Genomic DNA, 18,638 nt, shown 5'->3' on the forward strand with positions numbered 1-18,638 from the left:
TGGCCGCTGGTTTTGCAGCAGCGGTTTTAGCAGCTGGCTTGGCCGCTGGTTTTGCAGCAGCGGTTTTAGCAGCTGGCTTGGCCGCTGGTTTTGCAGCAGCGGTTTTAGCAGCTGGCTTGGCCGCAACCTTGGCTGGAGCTTTCGACGCGGCAGCTTTTGCCGGTGTGCGGGCGCCCAATACTTTAGCCACAGCTTCTTTCACTCGACCAACGCCCTGGGCCAGTTTCAGGCTTTCCTGAGCATCTTTTTTGAGTTGGGAAATGTAAGTGCGGGTTTCAGCTTGGCGATCCTTGAGAGCGTCCAGCAGGTCCTCAAGTTCTTTGACCGCGTCTTTGGCTTTGGCTTGTGCCTTGGCTTTGCCGGCAGTCGCGGCGTCTTGCAGTTTGGTGCGGGATTTGTGCAGCTTTTCTTGCGCTTTACCGCGTTGTTTTTCCAGTTTGGCGAGCAGTTTTTCTGCATCGGCCAACGCTTGGGAACATGCGCTTTCCAGATGTTCGAGCAAGCTGCCCGAAAGTTGTTGGAGTAAATGCAACGGGGTATTAACAGGCTTCTGTTTGGCCGACATGGTTTACCTCCTGGCTGACGTGGGTGCGGCTCATACTAGCCCTCTGCTCTTACCGCCGCTAGGGCATGTTGACAGTATCGTTTGCCTTGCGTTGCACCGTGAGTAAATTCTTATCGATATAACAAAAAACTGCGGCACTTTTTGCCCACTCACACTGGCATAATCCGTCGCACTTTCGGCGGGAGAAACAGCATGTCGCGTTATCTTTTTTTAGTGCTTGGCTTGGCGATTGGCGTGGCCAATGCAGGCGAGCAATCGCCGTCCAAAACCACCGCCCCAGACCCACACGACCTTGCCTACAGTTTGGGCGCAAGCCTCGGCGAGCGCTTGCGCCAGCAGGTTCCCGACCTGCAGATCCAAGCCCTGCTCGATGGCCTCAAGCAAGCCTATCAGGGCAAGCCATTGGCGCTGGACGATGCACGCATCGAACAGATCCTTGCGCAACACGAAGCACAAAACGCTGCCGACGCCGAGGTTCCACAAAGCGAAAAAGCCCTCGCTGCCGAACAGCAGTTTTTAGCCAAGGAAAAATCCGTCAGCGGCGTGCGTGAACTGGCAGATGGCATCCTGCTAACCGAGCTGGCACCCGGCAACGGCAGCAAACCGCTGGCCAGTGATGAGGTGCACGTAAATTACGTAGGACGGCTGCCCGATGGGACAGTCTTCGACAAGAGCACTCAGCCCCAATGGTTTCGCCTGGACAGTGTGATCAGTGGTTGGAGCAGCGCGCTGCAGCAGATGCCGGTAGGCGCGAAATGGCGCTTGGTAATTCCCTCCGCCCAGGCCTATGGTGCCGACGGTGCGGGTGAGTTGATCCCGCCGTATACGCCACTGGTGTTCGAGATCGAATTGCTCGGCACTCGCCACTGACCCAATAAAAAACGGTGCGCCATGGCACCGTTTTTTTATCTCACTCTGAGGGTCAAGCCTGGGCGGCCGACTCTTCTTTGTGAGCGTTGTGCAGCACTTCGATCAGGCAGTCTTCCAACTCGAAGCGCTCATGCAGCAACCCACCCAGCTCTTTGAATTTCTCAATGACACACTTGCCGGCATCACACAGGTCGTTAAAGGCAACGAGCTTCTCAGTGATAGCCTCCAAGCGCGGATAGATAGTATCAGCCAGCTCCAACCCTCGATCATCGCCAAAGGCTTTAGCCTCCTTGGTCAGTTGATCGTAGACACCAAAGTGGCCCGTAGATACGTAATCCATCAGCACGCCGCAGAACTCTTGCAACGGTTTGCGATTCTCAGCCAGTGCCTCGGGCTTGGCGCCAAGAGCATCAAAGGCTCGAACCAGTTCGTGACGTGCCTTCAACCAGCTGTCGATCAGCTTGTGCACTCCACCCCAGCGTTCCTGAGCATTCTGACAACTTTCCAGCATGGTGATCTCTCTTCCCTATAGGGGCGCTGCCGCCTGTGCCCGCGCAACACCTCAAACATTGAGGCGGGAGCCGGACAAGGCCGCATGTCACAAACGGTTTCTATAACGCGTGCGGGCCAGATTATGCCCGCATGACTATGGCTTCAAGGTACGCAGGAGAGAAAGTTCATACAAGTGTTTAATCCCGTCCTACACATTACGGCGAATTTTCAATACCTCGCAGGGTGCAAGCGACGGCCCGGCAACAATCGTGAAAACTGCATGATGCCGAGCACCAGCATCGCCAAAAAGAACAACAGGCTCCATTCGGGCAGGCTCAGGTCAAACAGTGTCCAGTTGAGCTCTACGCAGTCCACGGTGCCTTTTACAGTCAGTTGCAGTGCTTGCCATAACGACAGGTTTTCAATCATGTAGTGAAGACTGGGCCAGCAATCACTGGCCTGCTCCGGCGCGGCATTTTGTAGCAGCACCTGGCGTACCGCAGTGATGGCCCCGAGCATTGCGCAGCCCATGCTGGCCAACCCGTATAGGTAGACCCCTGAACGTTTTGGGTTATGAATCGCCGCAGCCAGGTTAATCAGAGTGAATGCGGCCAAAAAGATGCGCTGCACCTGACACAGGAAGCAAGGACGCAAGAGCGCGCCGAACTCAAGATAAAAAGACGCACCCAACGTCAGCGCACCAGCCAAGAACGCCAGGAGAAACAGAGAGCGTGAAGGGGCCAAAGACATTGTCATCCGTACCGCAGGAGATAGACCCTTACGGTAGAGTAAAGGCCTGACTCCTTTCAATACGCGCCAGAGCAGACAATTCCGCAACAGCCTGGGGATATGCCGTCAGAACCTGGATGACTTCAAGCAGTTGGCGGTAGGAATTTGCTACGTAGAGCTTTAGCGCCCGGGTTTTACGCGATAAAGAAAGGTTGGCCCTCAGAAAGGTCCGGCCAACCTTGACCTTCATTCCTACACTCGCGCAGGCACCGGCAGCGGTGATGCCAGCAAGCGGCTGTCCAGAAGCCCCAGACCTTCCTGGAACAACTGGTTGCTGCGCTCGGTGTCGCCCAGTTGGGCCAGCAAGCGCGCCAGCTCAGCACAGGCTTCGGGATTACGCTGCACTTGCAGGCTGCTTTCCAGATAGTCGCGTGCTTTGCCCCACAGACTGTTTTGCAGACACAGGCGACCCAGTGTCAACAACAGGCTGGCATCCCCCGGATGGTCTTTGAGCCAGCCTTCGGCAAATTTCAGCTGACGGCCCGGGTCACTGCCACGCAACAAACCGTAAAGCCGGATCAGATGGCTGTCATAGCCGCGCTTGATTGCGCCACGCAGCACTTCTTCGGCCTTGGCGTCAGCACCCAGCCGACGCAGTTGCTCAGCGTAAGCCAACACCAGTTGCGGTTCCTGGCGCTGGGCGGAGGTCAGTTGCTCCCACGCTCTCTCCAAAGACTGCAACCCGGCTTCGCCCTGCTGTTCACGCTCGACCGCCAGCCCAAGGTTTTCACCCCAGGCACGGCGCTCAAGCTCAGCCAGCTCGGGAGCGGGAAGTACTTTGTCCTTTCGCAGTTCGGGTAACAAGCGAATCACCGACGGCCAATCGCCCCGCTGCTGATGCAGACGCTGCAATTGGCGCAAGACCTGCGCGTTATGTGGGTGACGCTCGTACATCGCTTGCAACGTCACCAGCGCACCTTCAGTGTCGCCACGGTCCATCTGCAGTTGCGCATGGCTCAGGGCCACAGCCAGTTCCGCCTGTGGCTGGCGTTCCAAGGCACGCTCCAGCAAACCGTCGGACTCCGCATACCGGCCCAGTTCGTTGGCAGCACGTGCGGCGCCGAGGTAGTACAACAACGGCTGACGCTCGGCTTCAGCAGCGCGATGCAGGTGACGTTCGGCGCTGGCCCAGCGGCCCTCGGCGAGGTCCATCTGGCCTTGCTCGATGGCTATCTGCACACGACGGCTGCGGTTACGCCGCGACCATGGGTTGACTACGCCACCGGAGGTGGTGAGCAAGCTGAGCAGCACACGCAGCAGGTAGATCACCAGAAAGACGGCAAACACCGCCACCAGCGTGGCCCACAGGCTAGATTCGTAATGCAGCAGATGGGGATAGGTAATCAGCACGTAGCCGGTGTGTTTCGAAATACCCACGCCCAGTGCCAGAGCGATCGCAACCGCCAACACCAGGATCACATAAAAACGCTTCATCGGCTCTACTCCTGGGTCGCCGGCGTGCCCGCCGACGCCTTGGCTTCATCGGCAGACAGATGACGGCGCTCAAGATAGGCCTGCACTGCGGCCAGGCTGCTGGCCAGGTCCGGCGTCACCACCGAAACCGCCTTGGGCTCGAGCTCGGCAATGCGCGCCAGCATCGCCTTGCTCTGCGGGTTGTCCTGATTGAAGTTGTCCTGCAGCACGCTGCGCGCTTCACCCAGCGAGCGGCTGTACACCGCCGTTTCGCCGTTAAGTGCGGCCCACTGGGCTTGCTCCAGCGCCAGGCTCAGCGCCAGGCGCACCTGATTCAGGCCTTGGCCGGCGAGCAACGGGCGAATGTTGTCATCGGGGTTGAAGTCGATTCGGAAGTAACGAGAGATCTGCTCCCACCACTGGCTCAGGCGATTTTCCGTATCGGTGGTCGAGCGCCCTTCGGATGCAGGTTCAGTGAGCTGATACTCCGGTGCGATAGCCGCAAGCGCTACGACCTGATCGCGCAGTGCCGCCAGTTGCAGGTACAAACCGGTGCGGTCGGGTTGCTCGGTACTGCGTAGCGCGGCAAGGCTCTTGGCCAACTGCTCGCGGGCGGCGTAGGCGCCTGGGTCACTCTGTTCGCGCAGAATTTCGTCAGCACCCTGGACCAGTGACTGGGCGCTGTTGATGTCCTGCAAGGCAGAGAGGCGCAAGCTGGCCAGGCGGATCAGGTGTTCGGCTTCAGCCAGGCGCCAGTCCTGGCGACTGGCGCCCAGCACGGTTTCAAGGCGTTGGCTCAGACGCTGCTGGTCACCCTGCAATTGGGCGACCAGGCGGCGGCGCTCCTCAAGCTCGTCCGCCCCAGGCAACTGCGCCAGGCGCGCCGCCAGCTGTTGCTGGCTTTGCTTGAGGGATTGGGATTGATCATCAAGGGTCTGTACCTGGCCCAACTGCTGCTGGTTGCTGGCTTGCAGGGCACGGACCTGCCAGATCCCCCAGCCACCGGCGGCGACGCCTGCGGCACCGAGCAACAGGGCCACAACCGCCAGGCCATTGCCACGGCGTGGCGCGGCGACCTGCGACTCTACCGGCGCATCAAGTGCGGGTTGGGTGTCATCTTTAGGCAAGGTTGTTTCGCTCACGTATCCGTCCTTTGCGTATCAGAGAGTGGGCGCCGCATGCCTTATGAGGCAGCGCTGCGCAACGCCACTAACAAAGCCGCGGCACTCGCGCCGCGACAATCCACAACTTTTTCTGCACCAGCGGCCCGCGCCATTTCAGACACGCGAGGGCTGGGCACGAACAACGGCAGCTGAGCCACCTTCGGCCAATCGGGGCCGGCCAGGGCTTGCAGGTGTAAAAAACCCTGCCCACTGCTGACCACCAGGCCGTTCAAGCGTTCCAACTGGATGCGTTGCATCAGCGCCCCGGCGGGGTAAGCCGGGAGGAAACGACGATACAACTCCAGATAATCGACACTAGCACCTTGCTCACGCAAACGCTCAGCCAGCAACTCCCGGCCGCCCTCGCCACGCAGGATCAACACCCGGGCACCGGGCTGCGCGGCAGCTTCGCGCAAGGCCGGCAATTGAAGCAAGGCCTCGCTGTCGTCGCCGGTTTGCGGATAGTGAACGTTGAGACCGTGATCGGCCAGTACCTGCGCAGTGGCAGCGCCCACACTGAACCACGGTAACGATGGCCAGGGCTGCTGCAATTGCTGCACAGCCAGGCGTGCAGCCGGTTTGCTCACCACAATCACCGCGCTATAGCGGCCCAGGTCAGCAAAAACAGCCCGTTGCTCGGGCGTGGCGGGCAAAGCTTCGGTATCCAGCAACGGCAGGCTGCTGCTGAAAATACCAGCTTGGGCCAACAACGCAGCCACGGCCGCCGACTCTTCAGCGGGCCGCGTCAGCAGCACGCGCCAATCGGTCACTGCGGGCCGGCCTCGCCGTAGACTTTTTGCAGAATGGCGCCGGCGCCCTTGCCCAGCAACTCTTCTGCGACCTGGATACCCAAGGCGGTCGCGTCACGTTGTGGCCCACGCACCTGGGCGGTGAGCAACGTGCCGCCGTCCGGATCACCGACCAAGCCACGCAGCCAGAGGTTTTCACCTTCAAGCACCGCGTAGCAGGCAATCGGCACTTGGCAGCCACCGTTGAGGTGCTTGTTGAGGGCACGTTCAGCAGTGACACGCACTTCGGTGTCGTGGTGGTCGAGGGGTTTGAGCAAGGCATGGATTTCGCTGTCGGCGGTGCGGCATTCAATGCCGACTGCGCCCTGCCCGCCGGCTGGCAAGCTGTCTTCGACGCTGATGGCTGAGGTGATGCGGTCTTCGAAGCCCAGGCGGATCAAGCCGGCAGCCGCAAGGATGATCGCGTCATATTCGCCGGCGTCCAACTTGGCCAATCGGGTGTTGACGTTGCCGCGCAAAAAACGAATCTGCAGGTCCGGGCGACGGGTCAGCAATTGCGCCTGACGACGCAGGCTGGAGGTGCCGACGACGCTGCCCAACGGCAGGTCATCCAGGGACACGTAGGTATTGGAGACGAAGGCATCACGCGGGTCTTCACGCTCGCAGATGCAAAAAAGGCCCAGGCCTTCGGGGAAGTCCATGGGCACGTCTTTCATCGAATGCACGGCGATGTCGGCTTGGTTTTCGAGCAGCGCGGTTTCCAGTTCCTTGACGAACAAGCCCTTGCCGCCGATCTTCGACAGGGGTGAGTCAAGCAGCTTGTCGCCGCGACTCACCATGGGCACCAGGGATACTTTGAGGCCTGGATGAGCCTGTTCAAGGCGTGCTTTGACGTATTCGGCCTGCCACAAGGCCAGGGCGCTTTTACGAGTGGCGATGCGGATTTCGCGAGAGGACATGGATCAATCCGTACTGAATAGATACGGCAGATAATAACAGCTCAGGCAAACACGCTTTGATTTGAATCAGCAAGTGCGGGGCCTCCCTGGCCACGTCGCACCGGGATATCGGAATGCAGGCCTCGCTACAGCCCTTGGGCTAAAGCTGCTGCATCATCTTGCGCACGCCGGCGACATGACGTCGGCTGACGATCAAGGCATCACCGTTAAGCCCTTTAAGGAACAACTGAAAATGCCCCAAAGGCGTGCGCTGCAAGCGTTCTATTCGCTCGCGCGCCACCAGTGCGTTGCGGTGGATGCGCACGAAGCGGTCGCCAAACTCATCTTCAAGGGCCTTGAGCGGCTCGTCGAGCAACACTTCGCCGGTCTCGTGACGCAGGGTCACGTACTTGTGATCGGCAATAAAGTAGACCACCTGGTCCAACGGGATCAGTTCGATGCCCTTGCGGGTCCGCGCGCTGATATGGCTGCGCGGCCCATTGCCACTTTGGGCGGCCGGCTGGGTCAGCGCAGCGAGTTGCACGCGGTTTGGTCGCTCGGCCTTCTTAAGGGCCTTGAGCAATGCTTCACCCGCCACCGGCTTGACGATGAAGCTGACACCGCTGGCTTCCAGGGTCTCGGTGGAAAACTCTTCTTGAGCGGCACACAGCACCACGGCAGGTGGCGATTCTCGCTCACTCAAACGGGCGGCGACTTGCAGGCCATCAAGGCCCGGCAAGCGGATATCGAGCAACACCACGTCCGGCTTGAGGCTGTCGATCAGCGTCAACGCCTCTTCGCCGTTGGTGGCGCTCGGTTCAAGGACTGTATAACCCTCGAGTTCACTGACCAAACGGCTCAGTCGCTCGCGGGCTTGGGGTTCGTCATCAACGATCAGGACATTCATATTGCGCTGGATTCCTGCGTGAGTCTCGCACAAGGATAGCGTAGACAGGTGCGGTGACTTGCGTCACAGCGATCCACGCTAAGACTAGCGCGAGCGGCAAAAAGTGCCCCGGCAGCGGCACCCAAATTTACCCGGACCTGTTCAATTGCGCCCAAGACCTGCTGCCTTTGGGCATCGTCGTAGGGTTTGCTGATACACAATCCGAATACCCCCCTTTTTTAATGGATAGTCTGGGCTATGACCGCATCACCCGACTTTGGTGCATTCACGCTCTATCAGTGCAACTGTAGACGCTCGCTGAGACGATATTGCTCAATCGTCAAATATCGTTTCAATTAACGCCTGCCCCCAGTCTCGTCCCGGATGCGTTCGGCGGCAAGGCACTTAGCCATCCTTGGCGCAAATAAAAATGCCGATCACCCGTAGCATCGCCTCAACGGGCAACCCTGTTATTATCGGCGGCACACCTCCACGCCTCTTTTTAAGCAGATCACGAGCGAATCCATGAGCACCGACAAGACCAACCAGTCCTGGGGCGGCCGCTTCAGTGAACCCGTCGACGCCTTCGTCGCGCGCTTCACCGCCTCCGTCACCTTCGACCAGCGCCTGTACCGCCACGACATCATGGGCTCGATCGCCCACGCCACGATGCTGGCCAAGGTCGGCGTGCTGACCGACGCCGAGCGCGACAGCATCATCGACGGCCTGACCACCATCCGCGGTGAGATCGAAGCCGGCACGTTCGACTGGCGCGTCGACCTGGAAGACGTGCACATGAATATCGAGGCGCGCCTCACCGACCGCATCGGTGTGACCGGCAAGAAACTGCACACCGGTCGCAGCCGTAACGACCAGGTGGCCACCGATATCCGCCTGTGGTTGCGTGACGAGATCGACCTGATCCTGGCCGAAATCACCCGCCTGCAAAAAGGTCTGCTGGAGCAGGCCGAGCGTGAGTCCGGCACCATCATGCCCGGTTTCACCCACTTGCAAACCGCGCAGCCTGTGACCTTCGGCCACCACTTGCTGGCCTGGTTCGAAATGCTCAGCCGCGACTACGAGCGCCTGGTGGACTGCCGCAAGCGCGCCAACCGCATGCCGTTGGGCAGCGCGGCATTGGCCGGCACCACTTACCCTATCGACCGCGAATACACCGCGCAGCTGTTGGGTTTCGACGCCGTGGGCGGCAACTCCCTGGACGGCGTGTCGGACCGCGACTTCGCCATCGAATTCTGCGCCGCCGCCAGCATTGCGATGATGCACCTGTCGCGCTTCTCCGAAGAGCTGGTGCTGTGGACCAGTGCGCAATTCCAGTTCATCGACCTGCCGGACCGCTTCTGCACCGGCAGCTCGATCATGCCGCAAAAGAAAAACCCCGATGTACCGGAGTTGGTGCGCGGCAAGAGCGGCCGTGTGTTCGGCGCGCTGATGGGCCTGCTGACCTTGATGAAAGGCCAACCTCTGGCCTACAACAAGGACAATCAGGAAGACAAAGAGCCGCTGTTCGACGCTGCCGACACCCTGCGCGATTCGTTGCGTGCGTTTGCAGACATGATCCCGGCGATCAAGCCCAAGCACGCGATCATGCGTGAAGCGGCATTGCGCGGTTTCTCCACTGCCACCGACCTGGCGGACTACCTGGTGCGCCGTGGCCTGCCATTTCGTGACTGCCACGAAATCGTCGGTCATGCTGTGAAGTACGGCGTGGACACCGGCAAGGACCTGGCGGAAATGAGCCTGGAAGAACTGCGCCAGTTCAGCGACCAGATCGAGCAGGACGTGTTCGCCGTGCTGACCCTTGAAGGCTCGGTGAATGCCCGTAACCACGTGGGCGGCACTGCGCCGGCGCAGGTCAAGGCAGCCGTTGTGCGCGGCCAGGCACTGCTCGCCAGCCGCTAAAAGCATCGCAGGCAAGCCAGCTCCCACACTTGAATGGGTTCACAATTCAAAATGTAGGAGCTGGCTTGCCTGCGATAGCGTCATCCCTGCCGCCAAATATCTACTTCTTGGCCGCAATCATCGCCATAAACGCCGGCATCGCTGCCTCCCTGTCCGCCGCCACCCTCTTGGCGTTGGGCATCTCATGCAAGCGCTCCAGCAAGGCCTTGGCCTTCGGCAACTGCGCCAGCAAATCCAGGCCAAACAGCTTCTCGCCCACCGCGCAGGCGAGGTTCACGCTGTACATGAAATACAGATCGGCAATCGTGAAGCTCTCACCCGCCACATACGGCGCGAACTTGCCGTGCCGGCCCAAAGAACCAACCCCCAGCAACAACTCAGCCTTGGTTTTGTCCTTGATCGCATCCGGCACCGGCATACCAAAGAACGCCTCGGCAAAACACGCGCGGGCGGGCAACTCGATATACAGCTCGATCTCCCGGCACAACGCCAGCACCTGGGCGCGCTGATACGGGTCGGCGGGTAGCAATGACGGGCCTTCCTGGGTTTGCTCGATGTACTCGAGGATCACGCTGGTTTCGTTGATAAAGCCTTGCTTGACGCCCAGCACCGGCACCTTGCCACGCGGGCTGACGGCCAGGGCTTCAGGGGTTTGGCCTGCGTAAAACGGCACTTCTTCGAACGGCAGGCCTTTCTCCAGCAGCGCCAGTTTGACCATGTTGTAGTAGTTGCTGACCGAAAATCCGTAAAGCTTGAGCATTGCGAATGCCTCCAGGCCGGGTGTGGGGTTGGCTGCAAGAGTTATAGATCCATGCAGGCCGCCTGACCAGCAGCATCAGTTGCCTGAATGGCGGTAGACTGGCGCCCTTTCCTTGAGGAGCCTGCCATGAGCGAGCCGACCGATATCGACAGCGACGAAGAAGAGTTCACCGAAAATACACTGATCGAAGCGATCGAAAATCAGATCGAAAGCGACAACCCGCCTGCCGCCAAGGCTACGTTCAACAAACTGACCCTGGTGGGTTATGAGCGTGAAGAGATCCTGAATCTCATGGCTCACGTGCTGGCTTTCGAGATCGACGCGATGCTGGACGAGGATCGCGCATTCAATACCGAATGGTACGAAACAGCACTGCGGGCGCTGCCTGAGTTGCCGCCGGAAAAGGAATAGTCCGGGCACGCAGCAACACGCTGGACAGTTCGGCAAAGTGCGTTCACCTTATGGCCTGCTAGCCTCTAATAAATTTTAGAAAGTCTGGAGTCCTTATGTCGTATACCCCTGAGTTGGTTGCCGAACTGGAAATCCTTGTACTCTTCCCCTTGGACAGCACCAAGGAAGGTCTGAAAGTCCACCAGACCGCCGCGCCTACTGCCATCGCCGCTGCCAAACGCCTTCATGCCAAAGGCCTGATCGACCAGCCGGATGGGGGCTACCTGACCAGCCTCGGCCGCGACGCTGCCGAGCAAGCGCAAACCCTGCTGACTATCCTGACTACCGCCACTACCAAAGAAGCTGCCTGACACCTTACTGTCGCCCATGGGGTCCGCCTGCTGCGGATTCCGAGGGCGTTGCTGTGGGCCGCACAAAATTCTGACGCCAAAAAGCCACATATCATCTAAACCTCCTACGCTTCTGGCTGTAAACTCCTACACGGCCGCCCACGTCGGGCTCTGCGAGCCAACGACCCAGAAATGACCCGCACCCATGAAATCCGCCCCGACTTGGACGAAGGCATCGACCGCAAGGTGCTGGCCCAGTTGCGTGCGCGCTTCATGGCCCTCAATGCAGGCCGCATGGCCCGCGCCGTCGAAGGGCTGACGCCGCGCCAACAAAGCGTGCTGACCCTGCTGCCGTTGTTTTTCCACGTCAACCACCCGCTGTTGCCCGGCTACGTCTCGAGCAGCACGCCGGCAGGCTTGTCGAATTTCGAACCCGACGCCCAGGCCCTCACCGAAGCCCAGCGCCTGACCCGCTCGTTCTCCTATAAGCCGCGCCATGGCAACCCGCCGCGGCCGATCCATGGCCTGTTCCTGATGGGCAGCCTTGGCACCCTGGCCCAGGCGGACCAGAGCGACATGGACGTGTGGGTCTGCCACGCTGCGGACCTTGGCGAGAACGAACTGGCCGAGCTGCGCAAAAAGTGCCAGTTGCTGGAAGCCTGGGCACTGACCATGGGCGCCGAGGCGCATTTCTTTCTGATCGAGCCGACGCGCTTTGTTTCAGGCGAGCGCGATACGCAACTGAGCTCTGACGATTGCGGCACCACCCAGCATTACCTGTTGTTGGATGAGTTCTACCGCACCGCCATCTGGCTCGCCGGGCGCACGCCCATCTGGTGGCTGGTGCCGGTCTATGAAGAAACCCGCTACGCCGAGTTTACCCACGCGCTGATCTCCAAACGTTTTATCCGCGCCGATGAAACCCTCGACCTCGGCCACTTGGCGCACATCCCGCCGGGCGAATTTATCGGCGCGGGGTTGTGGCAACTGTTCAAGGGCATCGAGTCGCCTTACAAATCGGTGCTCAAGCTGCTGCTGACCGAGGTGTACGCCAGCGAACACCCGAACGTGCACTGCCTGAGCCTGCGCTTCAAACGTGCGGTGTTTGCCAACCAGATGGACCTGGATGAGCTGGACCCGTACATCGTGGTCTACCGCCGCATCGAGGAATACCTCAGGGCGCGCAATGAACCCGATCGCCTGGAGCTGGTACGCCGCGCGCTGTACCTGAAGGTCAATCGCAAGCTCAGCGCCGGCCAACGCAGCACCAGCTGGCAGCGGCTGTTGCTGGAACGCCTGGCCCATGAATGGGGTTGGGACCAGCGCCAACTGGCCTTGCTGGACAGCCGCAGCCAGTGGAAAGTGCGCCAGGTGGCTTCCGAGCGCCGCGCATTGGTCAGCGAACTCAATTACAGCTACCGCTTTCTCACCCAGTTCGCTCGCACCGAGCAGACCGTCAGCCTGATCAACAAGCGCGACCTCAATGTGCTGGGTCGGCGCCTGTATGCCGCGTTTGAGCGTAAAGCCGGCAAGGTCGAGTTCATCAACCCCGGCATCGCCCCGGACCTGGCCGAAGACACCCTGACCCTGGTGCAATCGCCCAACCGCAAAGAGCCCGGCCAGCACCACTGGGGCTTGTACAACGGCAACCTCACGGCGCTGGAATGGGAGCACTTCGCGCCGATCAAGCGCAGCCGCGACCTGTTGGAAATGCTCACCTGGTGCCATCGCAACGGCGTAATCGACAGCAGCACGCGCCTGGCCTTGCACCCAGGCGTCAGCGACATGACGGAATTCGAGCTGTTCAACCTGCTGGGCTGCCTGCAACAGACCATCGCCCTGCCCCTGGCCAGCGTTGATGAAGACCGCCTGTTGCGCTCGGCGGTGCCGGAAGAGGTGCTGTTGCTGATCAACGTCGGCGTCGACCCGCTCAAGCACCACCGCGACTTGAATATCCTGATGACCACCGAGCGCACTGACTCCCTGAGCTACGCCGGTGTGCGCGACAACCTGGTGCTGACCCTGGATCAGGTCACGCTCAACAGTTGGAACGAGGTATTGGTCAGCCGCTACGACGGCCCCCATGCACTGCTCGACTGCCTGCGCGACTACCTCAACCAACTGCCGCCGAACCACCTGCCACGCCTGCGGGTGCGCTGCTTCTGCCACAACCGTGCGCAATTCATTGCCCAGCGGGTGGAAGAAATCTTCGATACCGTACAGAACCTGCTGCTGAGCCAGTCCAATCACCGCTACCTCCTGCAGGTGCAGCAGCACTATCACGTGATGGAACTGACGCCGGGCCAGGCCACTCACGTGCCACTGCTGACCCAGGATGCGCTGATCGCCTACCTCAGCGAAGAACTGGCCAGCTACAGCCCGCTGCACCTGGACGCCATGGCGCTGGAAGACCACGACCTGGCCCTGCTGCTGCCCATGGGCGTGGCTGATTGTGTGCAGGTGTTCTACCGGGTCAATGAAGGCTTCGCCGAGCTGTATGTGCTGGATGAGTTCAATGCGCTGTGGCAGCAACGCTTGCCGTTTCATGATGAGCAAAGCCTGCTGGCGCCACTGCAGCGATTCCTGCAGTCAATCATCTATCGCCGCGAAGCGCTGGCACCGCTGGACACGCAACAGCCGCTGGGTGAAGTGCAGATTTTGTATTACCAACTGTTGCCGTCAGGCAGCCACCGCGCCCGCGGCATCGAGCCTCGGCCGGTGCCGCAAAACCCGGCCAACAAGCCGTTTTATGACGTGCAGGCGATTATCGGCAAGGCCGCACCCGGCCAGGTCGGCATCACGCTGTATTGCAATCAACGGGAGTTTTCGGAGTTGGAGTTCGGCGACCAACTGTTTGCCGTGGTCGCCCAGGAAATCGTCGGGCAACGCCGGGAGACCGAGCTTTACCGCTGCTACATCACCGACCTGGACCTGTCCGGCCTGCTCGGTGATGTGCAAAGCCCGAGCAACTTGTATCTGCGTTACAAGGCCGAGCTGGAGTTGTCGCTGAATGCGGCGCTGAGCCAGATTTAGAGAGGGAAGGCGCCGCCATCTTTGGGCTGGCCTTCGACGCTGAGCAATTCAAGCTTGAGGGTTTTGCCGCCCGGCGCCGGCCAGTCGATGTGCTGGCCCACTTGCAGGCCAAGCAAGGCGCTGCCTACCGGAGCCATGATCGAAATTTTGCCTTCATCGGCGTTCGCGTGCTTCGGGTACACCAGGGTCAGGTGGTAGTCCTTGCCGCTGCCTTGCTCACGGCAATGCACGCTGGAGTTCATGGTCACGACACCCGCAGGCACTTCATCGTGGCCAACCACGTCTTCGGCGCGGTCGAGTTCGGCTTGCAACGCTTCGGCGCCGGGAGAGTCGTCGCCCAAGCGGTCGATCAATTGCTCCAGACGCTGCACGTCAAGACGGGTAAGAATGATGGAAGGTGCGGTCATGATTCAGGCAGACTCCTTTTTTCTGCACAAAAAAGCAAAACCCCGCCAGGAAAAGGCGGGGTTCTCACGGGCCTCGATGAGTTGAGGCGTACCCGGACACTACCACAGCGTCACAAATAAACAAGACGGCCTCAGGCGCGCGCCCTGCGTTGTTCGGCCTCGGCGCAGATCACCCGGCGCCGGGCATCGTCGGCGGAGCGCCATTCACGGATGTCTTCCACGTGCCGGTGGCAGCCGAGGCAGACTTTTTGCTCGTCCAGGCGACACAAACTGATACAAGGTGACGGCACTGCCGGGCTGACATTGCTGAACAGCGGCTTGGGTGGGCGTACAGGTGCAGGCTGGGTCACGATCAGATCTCGTCGAAGTCCAGCTCAGCGCCGGCTTGTTCCTGGACCAGGCGTGCGAGCATTTCGCTTAACAGCTCATCGCTGGTATCGCACTGCCAGTTTTTGTCTTCTTCGTTGTAGTCGAAGTGAAAACCACCCGAACGCGCCGCCAGCCATAGCTGACGCAGCGGCTCCTGACGGCTGAAGATCAGTTGGGTGCCGTTTTCAAACTTAACGGTCAGCACGCCAGCCGAGTTCTCCAGGTCCACATCCAGGCCGCTGTCGTCGAAAATATCTTCCAGCGCCTGCTGGGTCGAATCCACCAGGTCGTGAAAACGGGCTTCGGTCAAACTCATTGTGGGAACCTCGAAAAGTGTCTGGTCACGCTCAAGCGGCGCACGATACGGACGCGCCATGATGATTGCAAAGGATACCGATTTCATTACCCGCAGCCGCGTGAAATATCCTCATTTAGCGTAGGCCGAATCGCGACATGCTCGGCAAACCCCCGCCGGACGGGTATTACGGCGCATAGGCAAGCTGCCGGGTGGTCGGTATACTCGGGCGCAATTAATGCATATTCAAGGATTTCGCCATGAAGCGCCTGATCTCTTCCCTTGCTGCGCTCGTCGCGGTCGCTTGCCTCGTTAGTGCCTGTGGTCAAAAAGGCCCGCTGTACCTGCCCGATGACAGCAAAGACCCGAACGACCAGGCACAGTCGTCGCAAAAAGCTGCGAAAGCGCATAAGCACGACACTTACTAAGGGAACATCATGGACGCTTTTAACTACCGGGACGGCGAGCTGTTCGCGGAAGGCGTGGCGCTGTCCGCGATTGCCGAGCAGTTTGGCACCCCGACCTATGTGTACTCGCGTGCGCACATCGAAGCCCAATACCGCTCGTTCACCGACCCACTGGAAGGCGTTCCACACAGGGTGTGCTACGCGGTCAAGGCCAACTCCAACCTGGGTGTACTGAATGTCCTGGCGCGTCTTGGCGCTGGTTTTGACATCGTTTCCCGTGGCGAGCTGGAACGTGTTCTGGCTGCCGGCGGCAAGGCTGACAAGATCGTCTTCTCGGGCGTCGGCAAAAGCCGCGAAGACATGCGCCGCGCGCTCGAAGTGGGCGTGCATTGCTTCAACGTCGAATCCACCGACGAGCTGGAGCGCCTGCAAGTGGTCGCCGCCGAGATGGGCGTTCGCGCGCCGATCTCCCTGCGCGTCAACCCGGACGTCGATGCCGGCACGCACCCGTATATCTCCACCGGTCTCAAAGAGAACAAGTTCGGCATCGCCATTGCCGACGCCGAGGACGTGTACATCCGTGCCGCACAGCTGCCGAACCTGGAAGTGCTGGGTGTCGACTGCCATATCGGCTCGCAACTGACCACCCTGCCGCCGTTCCTGGACGCCCTTGATCGCCTGCTGGCGCTGACCGATCGCCTTGGCGAGTGCGGCATCTACCTGCAACACATCGACCTCGGTGGTGGCGTGGGTGTGCGTTATCGCGATGAAGAGCCGCCGCTGATCGCCGATTACATCAAGGCTGTGCGTGAGCGCACCGAAGGCCTCGGCCTGACCCTGATGTTCGAGCCGGGCCGTTACATCGTTGCCAACGCCAGCGTGCTGCTGACCCAGGTCGAGTACCTCAAGCACACCGAGCACAAGGATTTCGCCATTGTCGATGCAGCAATGAACGACCTGATTCGCCCGGCGCTGTACCAGGCATGGATGGACGTCACTGCCGTAACCCCGCGCGAGGGCGAAGGCCGCGCCTACGATATCGTCGGCCCAATCTGCGAAACCGGCGACTTCCTGGCCAAGGATCGTCAGCTTGCGCTGGAGGAAGGCGACCTGCTGGCCGTGCATTCGGCCGGTGCCTACGGGTTTGTCATGAGTTCCAACTACAACACCCGCGGCCGTGCCGCCGAGGTGCTGGTGGACGGTGATCAAGCGTTTGAAGTGCGTCGCCGCGAGACGGTAGCCGAGTTGTTTGCTGGCGAAAGCCTGCTGCCGGAGTAAGCCATGCTGCTGCGTTTTACCAAGATGCACGGGCTGGGTAATGATTTCATGGTCCTGGACCTGGTCAGCCAGCACGCGCACATCCTGCCTAAGCACGCCAAACAGTGGGGCGACCGGCACACCGGCATCGGTTTCGACCAGTTGCTGATCGTCGAGGCGCCGAGCAACCCGGAGGTGGATTTCCGTTACCGGATCTTCAACTCCGACGGCTCCGAAGTGGAACAGTGCGGCAACGGTGCGCGCTGCTTTGCGCGCTTTGTGCTGGACAAACGCTTGACTGCCAAGCGCCAGATTCGTGTCGAGACCAAAAGCGGCGTGATCGAGCTGGACATTCGCAGCGACGGCCAGATCAGCGTCAACATGGGCGCGCCACGCCTGGTGCCAGCGGATATTCCGTTTCAGGCCACCGAGCAGGCCGCCAGTTACGCGCTGGATGTAGAAGGCAAAATCGTCGACATCGCTGCCGTCTCCATGGGCAACCCCCATGCGGTACTGCGGGTCAACGACATCAACAACGCCCCGGTGCATGAGCTGGGGCCGAAGATCGAGCATCACCCGCGCTTTCCGGCACGGGTCAATGTGGGCTTTTTGCAGGTGATCGACCGTACCCGTGCGCAACTGCGTGTATGGGAACGCGGCGCCGGCGAAACCCAGGCGTGCGGCACCGGTGCTTGCGCCGCAGCCGTCGCCGCGATCAGCCAGGGGTGGATGGATTCGCCCCTATTGATCGACCTGCCGGGTGGGCGTTTGTCCATCGAGTGGGCAGGGCCTGGCCACCCGGTGATGATGACCGGGCCGGCCTCGCGTGTATACGAAGGACAGGTCCGTCTATGAGTGAGCCAAGCTAATGACCGATAAGCCTCAAGTACCCGCCCAAGCAACCCCAAGCGAAAGTCTGGAGGCCGCTGCTGTCGCGGCGTACCTTGAGGCTAATCCGGACTTCTTCGTCGAACACGAAGAACTGCTGCCCGCCCTGCGCATCCCCCACCAGCGTGGCGATACCGTGTCGCTGGTGGAGCGGCAGATGAAGATCCTGCGCGAGCGCAATATCGAAATGCGCCATCGGCTTTCACACCTGATGGATGTGGCCCGCGACAACGACCGCTTGTTCGACAAGACCCGCCGCCTGATACTGACCCTGATGGACGCCAACAGCCTGGAAGAAACGGTCATCGCCGTGGAAGACAGCCTGCGCCAGGACTTTCAGGTGCCGTTTGTCAGCCTGATTTTGTTCAGCGACAACCCGATGCCGGTGGGCCGCTGGGTCAGCGGCAGCGACGCGCAAACCGCAATCGGCGGCCTGCTCTCGGAAGGCAAGACCATCAGCGGCACCTTGCGTGAACACGAGCTGGATTTCCTGTTTGGCGCCGAACAGCGCAAGCAGATCGGCTCCACCGCCGTAGTCGCCCTCAGCCATCAAGGCTTGCACGGCGTGCTGGCGATTGCCAGCCGTGACCCTGCGCACTACAAAAGCTCGGTGGGCACGCTGTTCTTGACCTACATCGCCGAAGTGCTGGGCCGCGTCTTGCCCCGCCACACCACCACCCTGCGCGCGGTGCGCTAG

22 protein-coding genes are annotated in these 18,638 nt (G+C 60.5%); 9 read left to right on the forward strand and 13 right to left on the reverse strand.

Annotated elements, in window-relative coordinates; genetic code table 11:
- Window positions 1-565: AlgP family protein (locus HX790_RS26785; RefSeq protein WP_218174739.1), on the reverse strand; the 565-nt coding region annotated here is incomplete at its 3' end.
- Window positions 566-757: 192 nt separating this feature from the next.
- On the opposite strand from HX790_RS26785, the gene HX790_RS26790 reads away from it, so the two are divergent.
- Window positions 758-1,435 (forward strand): FKBP-type peptidyl-prolyl cis-trans isomerase, encoded by a 678-nt coding sequence (locus HX790_RS26790; RefSeq protein ID WP_017135008.1) that lies wholly within the window; start codon window positions 758-760, stop codon window positions 1,433-1,435.
- 52 nt (window positions 1,436-1,487) lie between these two features.
- Here HX790_RS26790 and HX790_RS26795 read toward each other — a convergent pair whose 3' ends face one another.
- From HX790_RS26795 to HX790_RS26830, 8 genes are all read right to left on the reverse strand, one after another.
- A complete protein-coding gene (locus tag HX790_RS26795; protein WP_017135007.1) occupies window positions 1,488-1,946 on the reverse strand; it encodes an Rsd/AlgQ family anti-sigma factor in 459 nt (152 codons plus the stop codon).
- A 209-nt stretch (window positions 1,947-2,155) separates the two neighbouring features.
- Entirely contained in the window at window positions 2,156-2,677 is a 522-nt protein-coding gene (locus HX790_RS26800; RefSeq protein ID WP_017135006.1) for a disulfide bond formation protein B, read from the reverse strand.
- A gap of 28 nt (window positions 2,678-2,705) precedes the next feature.
- Complete coding sequence (locus HX790_RS26805) at window positions 2,706-2,906, reverse strand: hypothetical protein (RefSeq protein ID WP_032865418.1); 201 nt, start codon at window positions 2,904-2,906, stop codon at window positions 2,706-2,708.
- A gap of 2 nt (window positions 2,907-2,908) precedes the next feature.
- A complete protein-coding gene (locus tag HX790_RS26810; protein WP_017135005.1) occupies window positions 2,909-4,150 on the reverse strand; it encodes a heme biosynthesis protein HemY in 1,242 nt (413 codons plus the stop codon).
- Window positions 4,151-4,155: 5 nt separating this feature from the next.
- The gene (locus HX790_RS26815) at window positions 4,156-5,271 is read right to left on the reverse strand and encodes a uroporphyrinogen-III C-methyltransferase (protein ID WP_099550279.1); all 1,116 of its coding nucleotides are present in this window, start codon (window positions 5,269-5,271) and stop codon (window positions 4,156-4,158) included.
- 41 nt (window positions 5,272-5,312) lie between these two features.
- Window positions 5,313-6,062, reverse strand: coding sequence for a uroporphyrinogen-III synthase (locus tag HX790_RS26820; protein ID WP_138451795.1), 750 nt, complete (start codon window positions 6,060-6,062; stop codon window positions 5,313-5,315).
- Complete coding sequence (gene hemC, locus HX790_RS26825) at window positions 6,059-7,000, reverse strand: hydroxymethylbilane synthase (RefSeq protein ID WP_017135003.1); 942 nt, start codon at window positions 6,998-7,000, stop codon at window positions 6,059-6,061. Before hemC ends, HX790_RS26820 begins: the two co-directional genes overlap by 4 nt.
- 139 nt (window positions 7,001-7,139) lie before the next feature.
- Window positions 7,140-7,886 carry a LytTR family DNA-binding domain-containing protein gene (locus HX790_RS26830; protein ID WP_017135002.1) on the reverse strand — a complete coding sequence of 249 codons (747 nt, stop codon included), beginning with the start codon at window positions 7,884-7,886 and terminating at the stop codon, window positions 7,140-7,142.
- A gap of 504 nt (window positions 7,887-8,390) precedes the next feature.
- Here HX790_RS26830 and argH point away from each other — a divergent pair.
- On the forward strand, window positions 8,391-9,785 hold the full coding sequence (gene argH / locus HX790_RS26835) for an argininosuccinate lyase (RefSeq protein WP_008439335.1): 1,395 nt from the start codon (window positions 8,391-8,393) through the stop codon (window positions 9,783-9,785).
- Between the two features lie 100 nt (window positions 9,786-9,885).
- On the opposite strand, the gene HX790_RS26840 is transcribed toward argH, so the two are convergent.
- On the reverse strand, window positions 9,886-10,545 hold the full coding sequence (locus tag HX790_RS26840; protein ID WP_099550276.1) for a glutathione S-transferase family protein: 660 nt from the start codon (window positions 10,543-10,545) through the stop codon (window positions 9,886-9,888).
- Window positions 10,546-10,671: 126 nt separating this feature from the next.
- Here HX790_RS26840 and HX790_RS26845 point away from each other — a divergent pair, with 126 nt between their 5' ends.
- The 3 genes from HX790_RS26845 (at window position 10,672) to HX790_RS26855 (ending at window position 14,318) form a co-directional block, all read left to right on the forward strand.
- On the forward strand, window positions 10,672-10,956 hold the full coding sequence (locus tag HX790_RS26845; protein ID WP_017135000.1) for a hypothetical protein: 285 nt from the start codon (window positions 10,672-10,674) through the stop codon (window positions 10,954-10,956).
- Between the two features lie 95 nt (window positions 10,957-11,051).
- Window positions 11,052-11,306 carry a TIGR02647 family protein gene (locus HX790_RS26850; protein ID WP_010207442.1) on the forward strand — a complete coding sequence of 85 codons (255 nt, stop codon included), beginning with the start codon at window positions 11,052-11,054 and terminating at the stop codon, window positions 11,304-11,306.
- Window positions 11,307-11,477: 171 nt separating this feature from the next.
- On the forward strand, window positions 11,478-14,318 hold the full coding sequence (locus HX790_RS26855; protein WP_176992490.1) for a class I adenylate cyclase: 2,841 nt from the start codon (window positions 11,478-11,480) through the stop codon (window positions 14,316-14,318).
- Here HX790_RS26855 and rnk read toward each other — a convergent pair.
- From rnk to cyaY, 3 genes are all read right to left on the reverse strand, one after another.
- The gene (gene rnk / locus HX790_RS26860; RefSeq protein WP_017134998.1) at window positions 14,315-14,725 is read right to left on the reverse strand and encodes a nucleoside diphosphate kinase regulator; all 411 of its coding nucleotides are present in this window, start codon (window positions 14,723-14,725) and stop codon (window positions 14,315-14,317) included. The two genes, HX790_RS26855 and rnk, sit on opposite strands and share 4 nt — an antisense overlap.
- A 131-nt stretch (window positions 14,726-14,856) precedes the next feature.
- Entirely contained in the window at window positions 14,857-15,075 is a 219-nt protein-coding gene (locus tag HX790_RS26865) for a DUF1289 domain-containing protein (protein WP_017134997.1), read from the reverse strand.
- Between the two features lie 2 nt (window positions 15,076-15,077).
- Window positions 15,078-15,410: an iron donor protein CyaY gene (gene cyaY, locus HX790_RS26870; RefSeq protein ID WP_099550435.1), complete on the reverse strand. Its 333-nt coding sequence runs from the start codon at window positions 15,408-15,410 to the stop codon at window positions 15,078-15,080.
- A 239-nt stretch (window positions 15,411-15,649) separates the two neighbouring features.
- Between cyaY and HX790_RS26875 the strand changes: the two genes are divergently transcribed.
- Genes HX790_RS26875 through HX790_RS26890 form a run of 4 tightly spaced genes read left to right on the forward strand, consistent with a single transcriptional unit; the run spans window position 15,650 to window position 18,638 of the window.
- Window positions 15,650-15,817, forward strand: a complete 168-nt coding sequence (locus HX790_RS26875; RefSeq protein WP_017134995.1) for a lipoprotein — start codon at window positions 15,650-15,652, stop codon at window positions 15,815-15,817.
- Window positions 15,818-15,826: 9 nt separating this feature from the next.
- Window positions 15,827-17,074 (forward strand): diaminopimelate decarboxylase, encoded by a 1,248-nt coding sequence (lysA, locus tag HX790_RS26880; protein WP_017134994.1) that lies wholly within the window; start codon window positions 15,827-15,829, stop codon window positions 17,072-17,074.
- 3 nt (window positions 17,075-17,077) lie between these two features.
- On the forward strand, window positions 17,078-17,908 hold the full coding sequence (gene dapF / locus HX790_RS26885) for a diaminopimelate epimerase (RefSeq protein WP_017134993.1): 831 nt from the start codon (window positions 17,078-17,080) through the stop codon (window positions 17,906-17,908).
- A 13-nt stretch (window positions 17,909-17,921) separates the two neighbouring features.
- Complete coding sequence (locus tag HX790_RS26890) at window positions 17,922-18,638, forward strand: DUF484 family protein (protein WP_056860805.1); 717 nt, start codon at window positions 17,922-17,924, stop codon at window positions 18,636-18,638.

It is taken from the genome of Pseudomonas sp. IPO3747 (assembly GCF_013385245.1).
In the GTDB taxonomy this organism is placed as follows: domain Bacteria; phylum Pseudomonadota; class Gammaproteobacteria; order Pseudomonadales; family Pseudomonadaceae; genus Aquipseudomonas; species Aquipseudomonas edaphica.

Bases quoted from the DNA above. Each gene is read 5' to 3' on its own strand.
- HX790_RS26790 (WP_017135008.1), top strand. From the start codon at position 758: ATGTCGCGTTATCTTTTTTTAGTGCTTGGCTTGGCGATTGGCGTGGCC.
- HX790_RS26795 (WP_017135007.1), bottom strand. From the start codon at position 1,946: ATGCTGGAAAGTTGTCAGAATGCTCAGGAACGCTGGGGTGGAGTGCAC.
- HX790_RS26800 (WP_017135006.1), bottom strand. From the start codon at position 2,677: ATGTCTTTGGCCCCTTCACGCTCTCTGTTTCTCCTGGCGTTCTTGGCT.
- HX790_RS26805 (WP_032865418.1), bottom strand. From the start codon at position 2,906: ATGAAGGTCAAGGTTGGCCGGACCTTTCTGAGGGCCAACCTTTCTTTA.
- HX790_RS26810 (WP_017135005.1), bottom strand. From the start codon at position 4,150: ATGAAGCGTTTTTATGTGATCCTGGTGTTGGCGGTTGCGATCGCTCTG.
- hemC (WP_017135003.1), bottom strand. From the start codon at position 7,000: ATGTCCTCTCGCGAAATCCGCATCGCCACTCGTAAAAGCGCCCTGGCC.
- HX790_RS26830 (WP_017135002.1), bottom strand. From the start codon at position 7,886: ATGAATGTCCTGATCGTTGATGACGAACCCCAAGCCCGCGAGCGACTG.
- argH (WP_008439335.1), top strand. From the start codon at position 8,391: ATGAGCACCGACAAGACCAACCAGTCCTGGGGCGGCCGCTTCAGTGAA.
- HX790_RS26840 (WP_099550276.1), bottom strand. From the start codon at position 10,545: ATGCTCAAGCTTTACGGATTTTCGGTCAGCAACTACTACAACATGGTC.
- HX790_RS26845 (WP_017135000.1), top strand. From the start codon at position 10,672: ATGAGCGAGCCGACCGATATCGACAGCGACGAAGAAGAGTTCACCGAA.
- HX790_RS26850 (WP_010207442.1), top strand. From the start codon at position 11,052: ATGTCGTATACCCCTGAGTTGGTTGCCGAACTGGAAATCCTTGTACTC.
- HX790_RS26855 (WP_176992490.1), top strand. From the start codon at position 11,478: ATGACCCGCACCCATGAAATCCGCCCCGACTTGGACGAAGGCATCGAC.
- rnk (WP_017134998.1), bottom strand. From the start codon at position 14,725: ATGACCGCACCTTCCATCATTCTTACCCGTCTTGACGTGCAGCGTCTG.
- cyaY (WP_099550435.1), bottom strand. From the start codon at position 15,410: ATGAGTTTGACCGAAGCCCGTTTTCACGACCTGGTGGATTCGACCCAG.
- HX790_RS26875 (WP_017134995.1), top strand. From the start codon at position 15,650: ATGAAGCGCCTGATCTCTTCCCTTGCTGCGCTCGTCGCGGTCGCTTGC.
- lysA (WP_017134994.1), top strand. From the start codon at position 15,827: ATGGACGCTTTTAACTACCGGGACGGCGAGCTGTTCGCGGAAGGCGTG.
- dapF (WP_017134993.1), top strand. From the start codon at position 17,078: ATGCTGCTGCGTTTTACCAAGATGCACGGGCTGGGTAATGATTTCATG.
- HX790_RS26890 (WP_056860805.1), top strand. From the start codon at position 17,922: ATGACCGATAAGCCTCAAGTACCCGCCCAAGCAACCCCAAGCGAAAGT.